Here is a 16,074-nt window from a genome sequence, read left to right as displayed (position 1 = left end):
CCTATTGATCAGCGTGTCCCTAGAGGAGCTTGGGATGAAGGCGTTCCGTGTGTTCTTCAAGCAAGGCAAGCAAGCATGAAATCGCTGACGTTGGACCTGACGCGCTGGGAAGCGCACTGCATCTTGGAAGCGCTCACGGAGCTCGACGCCAAGTGGGCGAACATTTGCCAGACTTCCAAGGACGAGGATGAAGTCGCCGACTATGGAAACGACCTAATCGAGCTCCGCCTGACCCTCAAGTCGGTGAAGGAGCAGGCAATTGCGGCCTTTGGACCTGGCGTCGCTAACTTTGATCGCACGCCACTGTGATCTGCTGAGGTACGCCTCGGCATAGCCGACTGACGAGTGGCACCAGGGTACCGCGCTGAAGCAATGCTGCGGTCGCGCTCGAGGACGCCTCGACGCTGGACTTCAGCGCGCACCGTTGGCGACGAGCCCTGATCGCAGCACTAGGCCAAGACGGTGCAGTGGTTGTCGTCGGGTAGTGTGCGGTAGGTAGAAGTACCCGCACTCGAGAGCAGCCACTAGGGCCCTCCCGTTCTGAACGATGAACTCGGGTGGCCGCTCGGCCGAAGGAGCGAGCTCGGCAGCTCGCGCAAGTTGACCCCCACATACTCCGCACTGGGCAAGACTGGCAATGTCGACTTGGTCATCCTGCCCCTCGCGAAACTCCAGGGGAAGCTTCACGGGGGCTCCGCACGCGGCACACGCGCTGTGCAGCGGGATCTGGTGCTCTGGGCAGTGTCGCCAGCAGCGAAACCTCCATTCAATCAGGTAAGCATGCTCTGGCATCTCCGTGAGGCACGCCGGGCAAAACCGAAAGCTAGCGCCACCTCGACCTGACTTCAGCAGGTAGGCAGAGCCCCTTGGGTCGATGCTCATCAAGGACAGAAGCACGCGTCTGGCCGGCAGAAGGTTTCGCAGCCATTCGTTCTCGGCCTTGGCGTCGCTGCGAACGAGCCATCGCACGATGGCCAGGTCGAGATCGCTGCCACCATCGATGCCCAGTGCCTTGCGGAAGGATCCGACCTTCTCGTCCTGGGAAAACGCCGCCCGCGTCAGCCATGAGCTGGGAGCCTCCTTCAGTACCGGACGAGGCACCGAGACTAGTCGCTCAAAGATTTCGGCGCCCATTACTGCCCCTCGAACAACTCAAGCTGCCCTTGCTGCAAATGGTGAAGCCGTGCCTTTGAGGACTTGCTCTCGCGCACGAGCAACCGCACGGCGGCTGCGAACGATCGGTCGGCAGAGTTGGACGACAGCCGCGCGAGTCGAGCCATACCTTGCTCGTAGAACAACCCATCGGCGACAAGACTCTGCAGGGCCGCGGACGAATCAAAGGCGTCCGCTCGACTGAGGCCGCGAGCCACAACGTCGTGGCAGACCCGTGGCGCTGCGGGATTGCAGACCAGTTCGGCGCCGACTCGTTGGTGGGGAGTCTGGCGGACCCCCAGCGCCCAAAGGGCGTGAAATGCACCGTCGACCGTGAGACCGCTCAACCAACCCGGGAGACTGTCGTCAAGAGCCGAATCGGGCGGCGCGTTGCTGGGCTGCTCGCGCAACTGTTGCTCGACCCAGCGGCACCATGAAATAACCTTCGGATCGACGTCGGCGTCGTCCTTGGAGGCGAACTGTCGGCCGCAACTACAGACACCCGGTGCCGGCCGCTCCCATGACAGTCGTCGCCGACAGAAATGGCACGCGCCAATCATCGCGATCCTGTGCTTGGTGCATACCGCCACACCTGTCACCTCCCAGATGCAGCGGCAGAACGGATCTTCGATGAGGCATCGAGGGCACGCTTGAGGCCTAAGCCCGCGCAGGCCTAGCCGGCAGGACCACGCAGCGCCGAGATAGTGGAAGCCTTGAGCCGAATCAGGGTCGCGTTGCGCCAGCCGCGGGACAAGCCAACGCGTTGAGGTGCCCAGCAGTCCGGCAAGGGCGGCGCTGTGCTCGGCATTCTGGAAGCTGCTCGGTGTGAGCCCGAGCATCTTGAGAAGCGACTTGAGCCTGAGGCCGTTCCGATAGGCAAATCTCTGCGCCAATCCCAGGCCGGACTCCTCGGCTTGTGGGAGCAGAGCCAGCAGGCCTGCCAGCTCAGTCATTTCTGAAACCCGAGTCGTTGATGCGGAACAGCCGCTGGGCGGCAAGATCCAGATGGGCGACCTCGATAGCTGACTTGCCGTTGTCGTATGCCACCATGACGGCTTCTGTGACCAGGTACTTGAAGAGTTTCGGGGACCCCTGCGTGAGTCGATGGGCCGTAGCGGCTTGATTGGCTCTGCAAAGCACTGACATGTCGATGGCAGGCATGCTCTTGGCGAAGGCGGTCAAGAAAGCCCGCCAAACCGCGTCGTTGGCAAATGAGGAAAGGGTCAAGGCCTCCCCTGGAAAGCTGCCAGCGAGCTCCGGGTCGACCCGTATCAGTTGCTCCTTGGAGAGGCCGCCGAGGAGCACTACTGACAGATGGGCCTCCTCCGTTAGATGACGCAGGACCACGCTCGCGGGTGTCCAGCGTCCTCCGCCGTATGACATTCGCCGTTGGCTGACCAAGTACTCGGCCTTGTCGACAAAGAGGACGCGTGTCGAGCGCCCCACGAGTGCATCGGTAAGGATGTCGAGCTTGGCTCGAACTCGCTCGTTCGACACCCTCGGGAACGGATAGTTGATCGCAGTTAGAGCCGACTCCACGAGCCCGCCTGCACTGGGGTATCCGGCCAGAGCGATATGAACCGTCGCGGTAGACCGATCGAAGAGCCCTGAACTCGGCAGCGTCTCTGCGAAGACGCGAGCGATCGACGTGCATCCAGCGCCGCTGGAACCCTGGATGAGCAACCCCTGTGGCGCGAGTTTTGCCCCGGCGATCTGAAACACCCGGTCTATCGCCTCAAGGCCTTCCTTGAACTGCCCGTGCTGGACAAAGATCTTCTGCGCGTCTTCCGCCATTTCCAACGCGCCGGTGCTGTATGTGCGCATCCTGCGCTGGAAGGCGGCCGCCTCGTCAAGAACTGGCCGCCGCGGTTCAAAGGGTTGAACGTTCGTCATGGCTTCAGAGGAGGAAGGTCTCGAACTCCGGGATGTCGGCGGCATCCTGGCTCGGGCCTTCAAGAAGAACGGTCGGAGTGTTTGGTGTTGGATCCTGAGTTGCGCCGTCGCCTTGCGTAGGGGCCGGGAGCCGGGCGGAGGTGAATCCCGAGGCGCATGCAAGAGCCTTCGCATCCCTTCGAGTCATCTTGCTTGCGTGATAGCTCCAGTGGTCCAGCAGGCCAAGCTTCGAGTCAATGAGGTCACGCTCGGTTGCCTTGGACTTGAGCTGCTTACGCCGGTGAGCACGGATAGCCTGATGCTGCGTTTGGCTCAGGTCCTTCGAGTACTCGGTCCACCGACAGGGAAGCTCTAGCCAGGACTTGTCCGTTGGCGATTCCAAGTACAGGCGGCTGAGGTCATCGGGGTCCCATTTCACTAACGTCCGGAAGTTGTTGCCAAGCGAGCGCTTGAGAGGGAGCAACTCGTCGGCGCCGTAAGGCATCCCAAAGAGCTGAACGCCGCCGGCATTGACAGATCGTTCGGTCGAGAGCGCGGAGGCCAGTTTGAACTCCTGCATCGAGCCTGGATACTGAACGGGAGGCAACAGAGAGACGCCTTCCTGATAAGTCTCGAACGGCATCGAGAGAGTCCGATCGTTGACCTGGAATGGATACACGTCGACGATGAACATCAGCAGACCTTCAACGAACGCTGTGAATCCGATCGCGGCGTCTTTCATGGGATTGAGTTCATCTCGAGCCCGAGATCCGCTCTTCCTCACGCGCCCCTTGGCGAGACTCAACCAGTTGAGTGATGCGAAGAATCGTTCGACATGTGGTTTCAACCACGGCGTGCGGACCTTGCAATACATGAGGTCTGTCTCCAAGGTCCAGGCGATCCGGCGGAACGCTTTGGAATGGAACTCCAGGCCGTTGTCTAGAACGAGCAGATCAAAGAGGCCGCTCGCGATCCACGGCTTCTTGATAGAGGAAAAGCCGGCGAGTTGATCCAGCTTCATAGAGACCGCACTGCGGATCACGCCGCTGACACTGGTCACGCTTGCCCCGTGAAAGCTTACGTAGATGCCCAGCGGGTAGCCCGAAAATGCGTCGATCGCGACGGTCAGAATTGGCCGACCGAGTGGCAGTCCGGTTCGGTCGCAGAGCACCACCCAGTCCAGCGGCGTGTGATCAACCTCTACGCGCTGTAGTGGGCCTACCGGGTGGTCCACGTTCATTGCCGTGCGGCACGCCCTGATCGCACGCTCACGGCCCTCGCGTGATGCGATGCGGTGGAACATGTCCACCTTCCGCACCTCTCGCTGAAGCGTAGCGATTGAGATCGCTGGGGCCGACTGCGGGATCGTCCCTGCGGCCTTGAACTGGTCATTGCGCTTGATCACATCCGCATGAGCCAAAGCCAAGGAATGTCTGGCCCGCGTGAAATAGATGGCGCGCAGCGCACTGCGGACCAGCGAGAGCTGCTCCTCAGTGAGCCGGCGGCGGCGGCGGCGTCCCACGTTGCCAGAGACCAGACCTTTCGGCCCATGCGCGTCGAAGCCGCGCAGCCACCGATGAAGACTCGAGAACGAGGGGGGCGACTCGCCAAGTTCTCTAGCCTTAGTCTTGGCCAGTTGGATGATCTGATCGCGCTGACCGCGGCGCAGATGTGCCGCCTTGATCGCCTTGATGTACCTCAGACGGTGCGCGACCTCGTCTGCGGCCTTCTCAGGGAGGTTGACGAGAGAGATCGCCTCGACCGCTTCGGTTAACTCGGACTCCGTGGGCCGGCGCTCGACCGCAACCTCGTACGCCCCGTCCCAGATCTTCTTGAGTAGTACGTGCCCTTCGATGACTTGAGGGAGTCTTGTCACGACGTCTTCAAGGATGTATTTGCCACCTTCGACTTCGCGAGTCAGTTCAAGTTGCCGCTGACCATGGCGTAGCACCAAACCAGCAACCAAAGCGATGCGCATGATCTTCTCCAGGAGAGGGGGCGATGGAGACCAGGGACAGGTCGCTGATCGCGATGTCCGCGTTGATCTGAATGGCGTGATGTGCTGCAAGGGCGAGGATGTCTTGGCGACTAACTCCAGCCTCTTGCGCGAGCCGCGCGATGGGAATGCCATCGGCATGGCTTTCCAACAGGCTGATGACCCGCGCCCGCGCTTGCTCGGTGACTTGGTGCCGTCGATATCGGAGCACCTCGCTGGCTCGACTGCGCAGGTAGTGCCCGCCTTGCAAGTGCTCTTCCGTGAGCACGTAGAAAGCCAACCCCTTTTCATGAAAATGGGTGGCCGCTTCGTCAAATACCTCCCGGTATTTGGGTATTTGCCGCTTCGGCTTTACCTCGACGACAACTCGCGGAGTCGTGTCGTACATGCCAATCGCGAAATCGGGCGTGTACCGGCCCGAAGTGAGCTCGAGGCGAAATGGTTGGTGCTGGATTCGCGTGACACCTGCGAGAAGTGCAGCGCGGTATACGAATCCGACTTCCCAGGTCGATTCGGCTTCGATGGGCTTTGAAAGCCGCGCAATATTAAGCAGGTACACGGTTCGGCTGGGCGAACGGTGTACTACCTTTCTAGTAGCTTCTTCCACTTTTGATAGGACGAGTTGGTCCATCGGCGCGGAGAATTACGCTCCGCCGGCCTTGACAGACATTCCTACCGAGTGGAAACTACAGTCTCTGACCACTGTTGAGTTCGCTCAGCGGGAACGCCGGCCATTCGCAAGGGTGGTCGGCGTTTATTTTTTCATGCTGTCCTCCTGGTGATGAGTTCTGCGCGTCTCACGAGTGCAGGTTCGTTTGCACTCGTCTGACTTGCTCGTCAGTGGCGGCCGGCTTGAGGCCGAGCGCGACGGCGACGCGATGGCTCTCCCCCCAGCGGGCCTGGCTTCGCCCGTTCAAGACGGCGTAGACCGTGGCGGCCGAGAAGTTGTTGGCGGCGGCCCAGCTGCGAACGCTTATGCCGCAAGCCTCGAGCGCCTCTCGGGCTTCACGAAGATTTGCCAAGTCGCTCGACATTCCATGCCCTCCACCAAAGTCCTGCACCTTATTGAGTATCTTCAGAGATGTAGGACGATGTCAATTCACTATGAAATCAGCTCGCGAAATACTTGGTGGTGGCCCCATTGACAGATGCTCCTAAGGGAGCCTCGTACTGGCATTTTGGCTGACCGGTGCGCGATTTTTGAGATGGCTTAAGCAGAAGTATCCGCTAGTGTGTCATTTGGCCCGTCAAATCGGCCAGCGTCCGGCTTTCTATGCGGGCGAAGTATCCGGTAGTGTGTTATTTGGCCTCAAGAATCGGGCAGGATCCTTCTTTGGTGCGATCTAGCCTTTTTCAAGGTCTGCCCTAAATAGCGCGCCCCTGTCCCTCTTTATTGGGGCAAGTGCGGCTCTTCAGATAATCCTGGAAAGCAGGGCTGAATGGGGCGACCGCAATCGGAACCACGGAGAGCGGCAAACTGCCCTCACGCGAATTTGGCCTTGTGTCGGCCTGCACGGCACGAGGAGGCGCCTGAAGTGCCTGACGGTTCTGGCAATCGCCGAGGGGTGGGAGCGAGCGGCAGTGGACAGGGCGATCGACACCTCGCACGCCGCGGTCCTCTAAACGCAAGCGGTCTCAGTTGGCCGAGCTTGAGGAGCGGCCTGCCTCGCAGAGCGCCGCGCCATCTCTAGCGCTTCGCGTTCGAATCCAAGCTCAACGAGATCGGCCAGGCTTTCAAAACTGGTCGACCAGGGGTGTGTGGGCTTAGATGCTGGATCAATCTCTGACCCGGTCTGATGGATGAGATGGACAGCGAGAACTGCTGATGAAGATGGCTCGCTGTTGGACAGTGGGCGCAATGCGCCATCGATCGTCGCGGCATCAATCTGGGTAGGGCTGGTGAGATCGAGTCGAGGCGCACCCGTCACATCAATCTGGGGGAAGTAGTACGAAGCGGCGTGCACGCCCCCCACGCGGACTTCAGCGCTGATCTGACCCGCTTGCTGTAGCCGGGTTAGCCTGGTCATCAGTCGTGAGGGAGTGGCGAACCCAGTCGGGTCCACGAATAGCTGAACCGGGCGAACAGCGCAGAATTCTCTGACGAGCCGCATCACCTCGTTTGTGGCGAGTGCGCGCAGCTTCATGCCCTGCTTCTTGGAAGCGGTCCTGCCGTGTCTCCTTGACTCTTCCACGAGGCCCCTCTGGCGGAGCTCGGACACCACGGAGGCCAAAGTTGGGTAGCTCACGCCGCACACGCCTTGCCATTCCGCGATCGTCCTGGCGGGGCTCAGCGGGCATTGCAGCCGATCCTCGACAAGTTGAGCGACCGTGAGGGCTCGTGCTCCGAGTCGGGTGGGCCTGAGGGGAGGCGGAGACCGATGGGGGATGGCCGAGGCTAGGGCCTGGGCTAGAGCTTGATCATGGGCGTCCAGGGAGGTGCGAGCGCTGCCGGCACTCTCATCGATGCGCATCCAGTGGATGCGTGCTGCCAGCTCGGGATGAAGGATCGACCTCAAGCGGCCATGTTCTTCGGCCAGTCTCGCGTCGCTAAGTCTTGAATCTGTTGCGACACAGACGGCCAGCACGTTCGGGCGATCGCGAACCTGGAACGTCAGCCTGACCAGAACCTCAAGAAGGTCGCGAACGCTTTTGGAGCTATGACGGCCTATGACGACTGTGCGAGGTTGGCTGCCGTGGTCGCCGAGCTGCAGTTCATCGAACTGAAGATCCGCCATCTGTTAGATGCTCAAGGTAAAAAATTTAGGTTGCGACTAAATATTAAGTTGCAACCTAAATTTTGACACTTATGTTCCATTCGCCCAGCGCCATTCCGAAGCCAGTGGCCGTCACTGCCTCGACATCTCTGCAAAGGCGTCCAAGGCCGCGAGCTTTGCATGCTCTGCAGACGGGTACTCGCCAGGGAGGATGCGTCTGAGGGGCGGGCCCACCTCCGGTGGAGGCACGAGAATCAGCACCGGTGCATAGCGGCCGGATCGGAGAAGCTCGGCTTCGATATCGGCAGTCCAGTTGTCGTTCATGTGGGGGCTTCCGAGGCCGATGGTAGACCGCTTCGCAGCGAAAGCGGAACTTCGCTCAGTGCCTGTGGGTCAGATGGAAGCGGGCCGCAGCCAGCGCCGCCAGAAGCTGCGCTTCATCGACAGGCTTGATTAGCGTTCGGTCGAAGAGGGTCGGTTCATGACCTAGAGCATCTCCGGCACGGGTGTAGCCGGTTATGGCAATCAACCAGGTGCTTGTGCCCACCCGTTGCCGGACTCGAGCCGCCAACGTCACGCCATCCTCAAGTCGCAAGCCAGGTTCGACGATGACGACGTCAGGGCGTAGCCGTTCAATTCGAGCAAGCGCCATGTGTACGCTTGAAACTGACTCGCTGAGCCAACCCTCAAGGGTGAGCCACTCTGCCAAAGCTTCGCCAGCATCGGGAGAGTCATCAATCACTAACGCGCTCCATGCCCGTTCACTCATAGCGAGACATTCTGTTCAGGATGCCGCCGAGCGGTGAATTCGGGATTTCGCGATAGAGCCGACCATCTACCGAGAGAATTGGAGCCAACAGGGCCAAACTGGCTGGAGTATCCTCTGGGCAGTCTGACGTGGGGTTGCTTAGTGCCACTGCCTCACAGAGCTTGCTCCGTCAGCCTGCAGGCGCACCTTTCTTCAGGTGCATTCGCTATGCCTGCGTCGCTACGCATCACCATTGTGGTCAACCACTTCGACACCCGTTGCTCGTTGTCGAAGTTCCTCCGATCGCTTGGGCATCTCGTGGATGAAACCCGCTCAGCGGCGGACGGGCTGCGCAGCCTTCACGCGTCGGAGCCCGAGACTTTGATATGCGACATCGATCTGCCTGACGCCTCTGGGTGGGATGTGATGCGCCAAGCTGACCTGACCTCCGCCGTATTTGCGGTCGCAATCAGCACGTGGGACGAGCCTGCCGATCGAGCCAGGAGCCGCACCGTGGGCTTCAAGCGCCACATGCAGAAGCCGCTGGTCCTCAACGACATCGAGAGCATGCTTGCAGAGGCCTCTGCGTGGAGGGACTTGCACGGCTCTGTCGGCGCCCCTCCGACACACTAAGCGCGGTTTCGGACCGCTTTCAGCCTGAAGCCGCGACGGCAACGCAGCGAGAACAAACATTGAGGGCACGCTACATTACAGGCGTTGCTCCTCCCCGAGCATCGGTCTAGGTGACTCCCTCACTGGACCTTTCGGCCTCGCCATGTGCGAGGCTTTTTCTTTCCCGCGTGTGGTCGATACCCAGCAGCGAAAGCCTCCAGCCTGCTCGTGGGCCGCCCTACTCGCTGCGTAGGCATCACGGGCTACAGAACACCGTGGGCTATGCTCGGGCCATTCTGACGTCGGGGGACTTCGTGCCTTTGCCCGACAGAGTCCGCGCGGTCAGCTTGCAGGGTGCACCTCCCTATGGGTGCAGATCTATGCCGGCGGCTCTTTTCATCACAGTCGTGGTGAGCCACTTCGACACGCGTCGAACATTGGCGAACGTTCTTCGCTCGCTCGGACATCGGGTAGACGAGGCTGGCTCGGCTGCAGACGGCTTGAGCCGACTTCGAGCGGCGGCTCCCGACACGCTCATCTGCGACATCGACCTTCTCGACGCCTCCGGCTGGGACCTGATGCGCCAGGCTCAGCTTGCGCCCTGCGTTTTTGCTGTCGCGATCAGCATGTGGGAGGAGCCTGCAGACCGCGCCCGAAGCAGAGCCGTCGGCTTCAAACGCCACATGAAAACGCCGTTGCACCCCGAGGAAATCGAGAACGCGCTTGCCGAAGCCGCTACATGGAAGGAGTCGCACGGCCCTGCAGATTCCGCTCCGGTCAGGTCTTGGCCAGGGTCGTCGACGTCATGAGTTTTCGAGCGGCGCCTTGCTATGCCCGACATGGGGGTTTGAAATTTACCCCGCTGCCATCGAAACGGCGGAGCTGCCGGTCTGCTACGCAGGCCTTTCAGGTACATTGAGTCACTTCGGGGCACGCTGCAAGTGACACTGCCCCAAACTGGCTTGCTTGAAGCGCCACCGGCGGAAGCGTCGCCCTTGACGGGACAAGTCCTTGAGCGGAGTTGTCCCATGCCTTCCCGACCCGACCACCACGCCCCGCAAGAGGCCGAGCACGTTGTTGACGGTGCGCCACCCAGCGAGGCGCTGTCCATTCCCCTTTCTGCCGAGCATGCTGAGTTGCAGCGCCAAGGGGCCAAGGCAGCCGCTCGCGGCGAAGCACAGGACTCAAACCCCCTGCTTGACGCGATCAACCAACCCGATGCGACCGGCGAGAGCGAGAGGGTCTGGTCGGATCGGCGCGACGCCTGGGATCGAGGTCACGATTCGCAGCAGCGCCCCACTGTTTCGCCGGCCCGCATCGCTGGTGGCACTGCTCCCATCGAACATGCTCAGGACGAGGTCCTCTTTGGCGTCACCAGAGTGCTGACCTTCGATGGCCGCAAAGGTCTGACGTCCGCAAGCGGATTCTTTTTTGAGCGAGACCTCCGTCTGTTCTTGGTCACCAGTGGCCATGTCTTCTTTGATGCCGCGACGGGTCATGCTCCCGACCGAGTCGAGATCGAACTGCACACCGATTCGCGCGACCTCACGCAGTTAGTCACGCTGTCAATCCTGCTGCACCGCGATGGCCTGAGCGCTTGGAGCCAAGCGCGCGACAGCGCCGGAGAGGTGGACGTGGCCGCCCTCGAGATAGACCGAACCGCGATGCCTGCCGACTGTGTTGTGCGTCCGTTCGGGCCGCCACATCTGCCCGCCGGGTTCGACTTGTTTGAAGTTGGCGACCGGCTCGCCATTCCGGGCTTCCCACTGGGCTTCTTCGACACCGTCCATCACCTGCCTGTGATACGGCAAGCCAGCGTGGCGTCCTCCTATGGCGTCCGTTTCCAAGGACGGGGCTACTTTCTCACCGATGCCCGCATGCACCGCGGGTGCAGCGGCTCGCCCGTGCTCGCTCGAGCCAGCACCGTCGCTCCTGGCCGGGTGCGCTGGTACCTTGTCGGCGTTCATTCCAGCCGCATGGATATGGTCACGCGGAACACGGTGCTGGATGAATCACTGGGATTGAACTGCGCCTGGTATGCCGATGTGCTCATACCTCTGACCGCCGGCTCCAGCCGCGAACTGCCATGACGCAGCCCCTGCTGCAGGCCGCCGACCTGCGCGACGCTACACGCCTCACCACCGATGCTGTGGCCGGCTTGGCCGGCCTGGTCCAGGCGATCCAGGCGCGTAGCGACACGCTTCCCCGCATACCTGGACTGGCCGGGAGAGACGCGGGGGACGAACGTGCCAGCGGCGGCACTGGCCTTGTGTATGAGACCGTTCGTGGCGTCACACACTTGGCAGGGGGAACCGTCGAGGCCCTGTTAGGCTGGCTGACGCCTGCCTTAGGCGCTGACGATCCGCATCAGCCGTCACAAGCGGAGCGTGAGGCCCTTCTTGCGGCTCTGAACGGTGTGCTGGGCGACCACCTCGCCACGACTGACAGCCCGCTGGCCACCACGATGCAGTTTCGCCATTGCGGGCAGCCTCTTCGACTGGAGCGTCACGCGCTGCGCACCCGCCTTGGCGATGCCAAGCCAAAGCTGATGGTGTTGCTGCACGGACTGTGCATGAACGACTTGCAGTGGTGTCGCATGGGGCATGACCATGGCGCGGCCCTGGCCCGAGAGTTGGGCTACACGCCTGTCTACCTCCACTACAACAGCGGCCTGAGCGTCTCGACCAACGGCCGCATCCTGGCAACGCTGATGGAGGGGCTCTATGGCGCATGGCCCGTGCCAGTCGAACGCTTGGTAGTGCTCGGCCACAACATGGGCGGCCTAGTGGCACGCAGCGCCATCCATCATGGCGTTCAGATGCAGCGTGGCGGCTTGCGTTGGCCAGGTCGCGTCAACGACCTCATCTTCCTGGGCACCCCCCACCAGGGCGCACCGCTTGAACGGGCAGGGCATGGCGCTGACCTGCTGCTCAGCGCCGCGCCATACGCAGGCCCGTTGGCGCGGCTGGGCAAAGCACGCAGCGCGGGAATCAACGATCTGCGACAGGGAAACATCGTGAAAGCCCCAGCGGGTGACGATGGCGCGCATCGCGCAGACCGAGTCAACCTGCCAAACAATGTCCGCTGCTTTGCCATTGCCGCCAGTCTCACCCGGGCATCCGGCAGCATCAAGGCAAGGTTGCTCGGCGACGGCCTGGTGCCTGTTGCGAGCGCGCTGGGTCAGCACAGCGACCCCGACCTCAACCTTGGGTTCGCACCCGAGTGCCAAGCACTGGTGCACGACACGGGCCACCTTGACCTGTTGTCAAGCACCGAGGTCTTCGGCCTGCTGCGGCAGTGGCTCAACTGAAGGCCGGTTGTCGTCATGGGCCGGAAGCGTCGCAGCCACAGGAGCAAGCGCAATCTGGCATCGCTGCGGCTTGAAATCGCGAAGGCACAGGTTCGGCTGTCCATGCTGCAGACGTCAATCAAGGAGGCTCGAAGCGATGTCGGTCTTGCGGCCGTTCAAGACGTTCGGGCCGAAAACAAGCTCCTTGTAGAGACAAATCTCCGGTCGGAGCAGGCCGCCTGCGCGAGCCTGGCTGCGCTGGACTTGGCCGTGAAGGCGTCCCAGACGGACGCTCTGACAGGTCTGCGAAATCGCAGCGTCCTGTGGGATCGGCTCTCGCACGAAATGGACCTGGCGGGCAGGCTCGGACAACACGTCGGTGTTCTGCTTCTGGACCTCGACGACTTCAAGCAGTTGAACGACCGCCACGGACACGCGTTCGGCGACCTCGCGCTTCAAAGGGTCGCGAGTGTCCTGACCGCCACGGTACGCGCCAGCGATACCGTCTGCCGGCTCGGAGGTGATGAGTTCGTCGTGGTGGCCTCGACGGTGATCCGGGAAGACGTGGACGAACTGGTACGGAAGGTCACTAAAGCGCTGTGCGAGCCGTTCTGTGTCGCTGGAAAGTCGATCACCGTTTTAGCGAGCGTGGGCTCCTCGGTGTACCCCGAGGACGGCCAGGTCGAAGCAGTTCTGCTCAGAAAAGCGGATGAAGCGATGTACAGGGTTAAGCGCTCACGCGGCCTGGGGGGCCGGTCTTCGGCGGCGCCGACGCCTTGACGCGGTGCCGAGGCTTGGGCCGCCTAGTTGGCCCCGGCTTCTTGACCAGGCAGTCCATCAACGCGCGAATCAACGCGCGATTCTTCGCCGTTTTCTCCTCGCGCGTCGGCATTTACAGGCGGTGACCCGTGAACGGCCGGCACCTCTCAAGCACCATGGCGGCGAACGGCTCCGTCCAAACGACGGCAACTCAGTGCCAATCGCCGGAGGACCCATGGCCATCCTTAGCTGGCTCGATGTGCGCCTCAGTAGCGGCCGCCGCCAAAACCCCCGCCGCCGTAACCGACATCCGAGCGCTTGGTTGCTCGGAACTCTCCTCCGGCGCGAGGCGCCTCACGCTTTTGAGCGTCGCGAGGGCGCGCCAGACTGACCACGATCGAGCGTCCTTGCACGGGGGCGCCATGCAGCCCAGCGATGGCAGCCTGGGCACGTTCGGCCGATTCCATCTCCACGAATCCGAAACCCTTGGAGACGCCGGTGTCACGGTCCATCATCACTTTGGCCGAAGAAACGTCGCCGAACTCCGAAAAGTTGCTCCTGAGCATGGAGTCGGTCACCGAGAAGGGCAGATTGCCCACGTAGATTTTGCTGCTCATGTGAAGAGCCTTTCATTTTGGTTTGTTGGCGCACAGCCGGGGATCGAAATCCCGCGTAAGACGTGTGCGCATGGGCCAGAGATCTGCAGGAAGAGCAATGGATTTGGAAACTCAGAAGGCCCCCAGGCCGACGCCGGTGGACTCAACCCAGCCTTGAGTCACCGCAAAGAGATGAGCGGCATGACGAGATGCAAACGTCCGGTCAAACCGGAAGACACGGCAGTAGGTGCCGTTGCCGTCGGCACGCCGGATCGCAAATGCAGCGCTGAAGCGGCCGCAACTTGTCGGGTGTGTCGTGGGCGAAACGACATACTTGCCCATGGAAATTGCGTGGTTCGGAATCTTGTTCGATCAGTTGACAGTCCGCGTTGCGGCTTGGCGCAGCGCGGCGCAGCATGGGTGGGACTGCCAGAGTCGGCGCAGTCCCAAAGCCGAAGTTCCGCATCCGCGGAATCAGTGTGATGCTGGGTGGTGCAGGAAGAAGCAGAGCATCTGCTCGGACGCCGCGGGGCCTTGCCAATCGGCCTGTATGCCCTGCGCATCGCCACCTGACCAGGCATGGCCGGCGCCCTCGATCAGCCAGAGCTCGGCGTTAGTCTGGCCGTCGGGGCCGACGTGCGTGCGGCGCGTGTACGCGCGACCACCCTCGCGGCCATTCTCGAAGCGATGCGAGCCCGGCAGGCCCGCGACGGCGTCCTCGTAGAGACGTACGCCATTGCTAGGGTGGACGGTCATATCCCTTGTGCCATGAAAGATGATGGTGGGCAGGGTACGGCGCCCCTGCAGTCGCCCGGTTCGCGGCTCGTGATCAGCTCGCCCGAACCGCCTGAGTGAGGGCGCGCCGCTAGCGTCAACGACCGCGCCGTAAGGCAGCCCAGAATGGACGCCCACCGAGGCGAACAAGTCGGGATACGTCTGGCCCATCACTGCGGCCATGGCGCCCCCCGCCGCCAGACCAGCAACGTGCACGCGCTGTTCGTCGATCTGGTGCTGCGCGATAACACTGCGGGTCAGACTGGCGAGCTGCGCGGGCTCGCCGCGACCACGCTGCTGGTGGCAGTACATGTACCAGCTCCATTCACCCTGCTCACCGTCGCGTACGGGCTTTTCGGGGTACAGCACCATCCAGCCCAGTTTGCGAGCCGCCGCATTCATCTGGCTGCTCAACGCAAGGTCGTCCAGCCCTGTTTCGCCGCCATGCAGCATCACCAGTAGCGGTCGAGCAACGCGCGTGTCTCCTGCGGGGGTGTACAGCTTGTAGCTCATCGTGCTCTGGCCTCGCACATGGGTGCCCGAGACGAAGCGCTCCGAGTCCGCGAAGGGGCCGAGCTGCGAATGGGCCTGGTCGATGCGGCCCCTAGCAGGATCTGCGGCGTCCAGAGAGTGGGAACTGCGAGGTGCCGCGATGCGGCGGGGGCGTAAGAGTTCCGTGGTCATGAGATGTCCTAGTCTGCGCGGAGTCGGCCGCGCCAGTAGCGTGGCGTAAGCGGCAGCAATGGTTGAAGCCGTCGTCCGCATGGCCGGGGCGCGGCCTAGACCATGCGTCTTGTCGCCGGAGCCGTTGACCGAACGCCGGCGGAGCCGCTCACGTGAGCCAACCGTCTTGAAATCGCTGGGGGTCAAGCACATCCCGGATGTGATCAATCGAACCGCACGGCGCAGCGAAAGGAAGTTCGATGAACAGGGCCCGCCGTGGCGGCGTGTGATGTCTTCGGAAGATCAGCGTTCCGAGTTCCGACCGATGAGGGCAGATGTAGATCACGTCGAAGGCATTGACGTCCACTGCCTGGAGATTGGCAAGTCGTGCCTTGACGAACATGTCGCGTCCTTCGGTCACGGGTTCGGCGAGGGGCTCGGGCGGTCGCGGGAGCGACCAGAGGTGCTAGCTGACGCGAAGGTCGGCCTGCCGAGGAGCGCGAATGTCAGTGCATGCGATTGAAGCACGGATGCGCACTCGGTGCGATTTTTCTTTTTTGGCCGAAACCTACCGGCTCAATGGCGCAGAGCACGGCACCGCCAGCACGCCTCGAGTTCCAAATCAAAGTCCGGCCTTTTCGAGGTTGACGTGCTAGAGTCCATCCATAGATTCGCACAAGACCTTCTCCTGAGGTCTTTTTCCTGCGGCCCCGCTGTGGTCACCCCCGGACCTTTCTTGCGAGCGGCTCGCTTCAGCAACATCTCCCCCGCTGACTGCTCTTGAGTGTTTCTGTCTCGGCCTCCGCGTGTGCGCCGAGCACGTCCGCACGCGCATTGACAAAGGAAACATCATGACGACAACCAAGACCGGCACTGTGAAGGACACGCTGATCAATAGG

General features: G+C 61.9%; 19 protein-coding genes. 6 read left to right on the top strand and 13 right to left on the bottom strand.

Annotated features, from left to right (window positions below):
• Window positions 1-309 (top strand): hypothetical protein (locus FUT87_RS08810; protein WP_255511735.1); only part of this gene is annotated, 309 nt, incomplete at its 5' end.
• Between the two features lie 102 nt (window positions 310-411).
• On the opposite strand, the gene FUT87_RS31640 is transcribed toward FUT87_RS08810, so the two are convergent.
• The 9 genes from FUT87_RS31640 to FUT87_RS08770 all read right to left on the bottom strand — a co-directional run bounded on the left by FUT87_RS31640 (window position 412) and on the right by FUT87_RS08770 (window position 8,476).
• On the bottom strand, window positions 412-1,134 hold the full coding sequence (locus FUT87_RS31640; RefSeq protein WP_147240796.1) for a TniQ family protein: 723 nt from the start codon (window positions 1,132-1,134) through the stop codon (window positions 412-414).
• A complete protein-coding gene (locus tag FUT87_RS08800) occupies window positions 1,134-2,105 on the bottom strand; it encodes a TniQ family protein (protein ID WP_147240795.1) in 972 nt (323 codons plus the stop codon). Before FUT87_RS08800 ends, FUT87_RS31640 begins: the two co-directional genes overlap by 1 nt.
• Window positions 2,098-3,045, bottom strand: a complete 948-nt coding sequence (locus FUT87_RS08795) for a TniB family NTP-binding protein (RefSeq protein ID WP_186830441.1) — start codon at window positions 3,043-3,045, stop codon at window positions 2,098-2,100. Before FUT87_RS08795 ends, FUT87_RS08800 begins: the two co-directional genes overlap by 8 nt.
• Before the next feature lie 4 nt (window positions 3,046-3,049).
• Complete coding sequence (locus FUT87_RS08790) at window positions 3,050-5,002, bottom strand: DDE-type integrase/transposase/recombinase (RefSeq protein WP_186830440.1); 1,953 nt, start codon at window positions 5,000-5,002, stop codon at window positions 3,050-3,052.
• Window positions 4,947-5,651, bottom strand: a complete 705-nt coding sequence (locus tag FUT87_RS28580) for a TnsA endonuclease N-terminal domain-containing protein (RefSeq protein ID WP_186830439.1) — start codon at window positions 5,649-5,651, stop codon at window positions 4,947-4,949. The genes FUT87_RS08790 and FUT87_RS28580 overlap by 56 nt, the downstream gene beginning before the upstream one ends.
• 166 nt (window positions 5,652-5,817) lie before the next feature.
• Window positions 5,818-6,054 carry a DNA-binding protein gene (locus FUT87_RS08785; protein WP_147240790.1) on the bottom strand — a complete coding sequence of 79 codons (237 nt, stop codon included), beginning with the start codon at window positions 6,052-6,054 and terminating at the stop codon, window positions 5,818-5,820.
• A gap of 585 nt (window positions 6,055-6,639) precedes the next feature.
• Window positions 6,640-7,164 carry a hypothetical protein gene (locus tag FUT87_RS08780; RefSeq protein ID WP_147240788.1) on the bottom strand — a complete coding sequence of 175 codons (525 nt, stop codon included), beginning with the start codon at window positions 7,162-7,164 and terminating at the stop codon, window positions 6,640-6,642.
• Window positions 7,165-7,866: 702 nt separating this feature from the next.
• Complete coding sequence (locus FUT87_RS08775) at window positions 7,867-8,058, bottom strand: hypothetical protein (protein ID WP_147240787.1); 192 nt, start codon at window positions 8,056-8,058, stop codon at window positions 7,867-7,869.
• A 55-nt stretch (window positions 8,059-8,113) separates the two neighbouring features.
• Window positions 8,114-8,476 carry a response regulator gene (locus tag FUT87_RS08770; RefSeq protein ID WP_186830438.1) on the bottom strand — a complete coding sequence of 121 codons (363 nt, stop codon included), beginning with the start codon at window positions 8,474-8,476 and terminating at the stop codon, window positions 8,114-8,116.
• Between the two features lie 234 nt (window positions 8,477-8,710).
• Here FUT87_RS08770 and FUT87_RS31635 point away from each other — a divergent pair, with 234 nt between their 5' ends.
• The 5 genes from FUT87_RS31635 to FUT87_RS08745 all read left to right on the top strand — a co-directional run bounded on the left by FUT87_RS31635 (window position 8,711) and on the right by FUT87_RS08745 (window position 13,163).
• Window positions 8,711-9,115 carry a response regulator gene (locus FUT87_RS31635; protein ID WP_147240784.1) on the top strand — a complete coding sequence of 135 codons (405 nt, stop codon included), beginning with the start codon at window positions 8,711-8,713 and terminating at the stop codon, window positions 9,113-9,115.
• Window positions 9,116-9,504: 389 nt separating this feature from the next.
• Window positions 9,505-9,903: a response regulator gene (locus FUT87_RS08760; RefSeq protein ID WP_186830437.1), complete on the top strand. Its 399-nt coding sequence runs from the start codon at window positions 9,505-9,507 to the stop codon at window positions 9,901-9,903.
• A 219-nt stretch (window positions 9,904-10,122) separates the two neighbouring features.
• Complete coding sequence (locus tag FUT87_RS08755; protein ID WP_147240781.1) at window positions 10,123-11,184, top strand: serine protease; 1,062 nt, start codon at window positions 10,123-10,125, stop codon at window positions 11,182-11,184.
• Window positions 11,181-12,404 carry a triacylglycerol lipase gene (locus tag FUT87_RS08750; protein ID WP_147240779.1) on the top strand — a complete coding sequence of 408 codons (1,224 nt, stop codon included), beginning with the start codon at window positions 11,181-11,183 and terminating at the stop codon, window positions 12,402-12,404. The genes FUT87_RS08755 and FUT87_RS08750 overlap by 4 nt, the downstream gene beginning before the upstream one ends.
• Before the next feature lie 15 nt (window positions 12,405-12,419).
• Entirely contained in the window at window positions 12,420-13,163 is a 744-nt protein-coding gene (locus FUT87_RS08745) for a GGDEF domain-containing protein (RefSeq protein ID WP_147240778.1), read from the top strand.
• A gap of 245 nt (window positions 13,164-13,408) precedes the next feature.
• Here the strand turns inward: FUT87_RS08745 and FUT87_RS08740 are convergent, their stop codons facing one another.
• The 4 genes from FUT87_RS08740 to FUT87_RS08725 form a co-directional block, all read right to left on the bottom strand.
• Window positions 13,409-13,759, bottom strand: a complete 351-nt coding sequence (locus FUT87_RS08740; protein ID WP_147240776.1) for an RNA-binding protein — start codon at window positions 13,757-13,759, stop codon at window positions 13,409-13,411.
• 111 nt (window positions 13,760-13,870) lie between these two features.
• Entirely contained in the window at window positions 13,871-14,080 is a 210-nt protein-coding gene (locus FUT87_RS08735; RefSeq protein WP_147240775.1) for a hypothetical protein, read from the bottom strand.
• 132 nt (window positions 14,081-14,212) lie between these two features.
• On the bottom strand, window positions 14,213-15,025 hold the full coding sequence (locus FUT87_RS08730) for a PHB depolymerase family esterase (protein WP_186830436.1): 813 nt from the start codon (window positions 15,023-15,025) through the stop codon (window positions 14,213-14,215).
• 319 nt (window positions 15,026-15,344) lie between these two features.
• Window positions 15,345-15,578: a hypothetical protein gene (locus FUT87_RS08725; RefSeq protein WP_147240773.1), complete on the bottom strand. Its 234-nt coding sequence runs from the start codon at window positions 15,576-15,578 to the stop codon at window positions 15,345-15,347.
• Window positions 15,579-16,074 lie beyond the last annotated feature (496 nt).

The sequence above is a fragment of the Mitsuaria sp. TWR114 genome (assembly GCF_007997345.1).
This window is presented reverse-complemented; position numbering and strand designations above follow the sequence as displayed.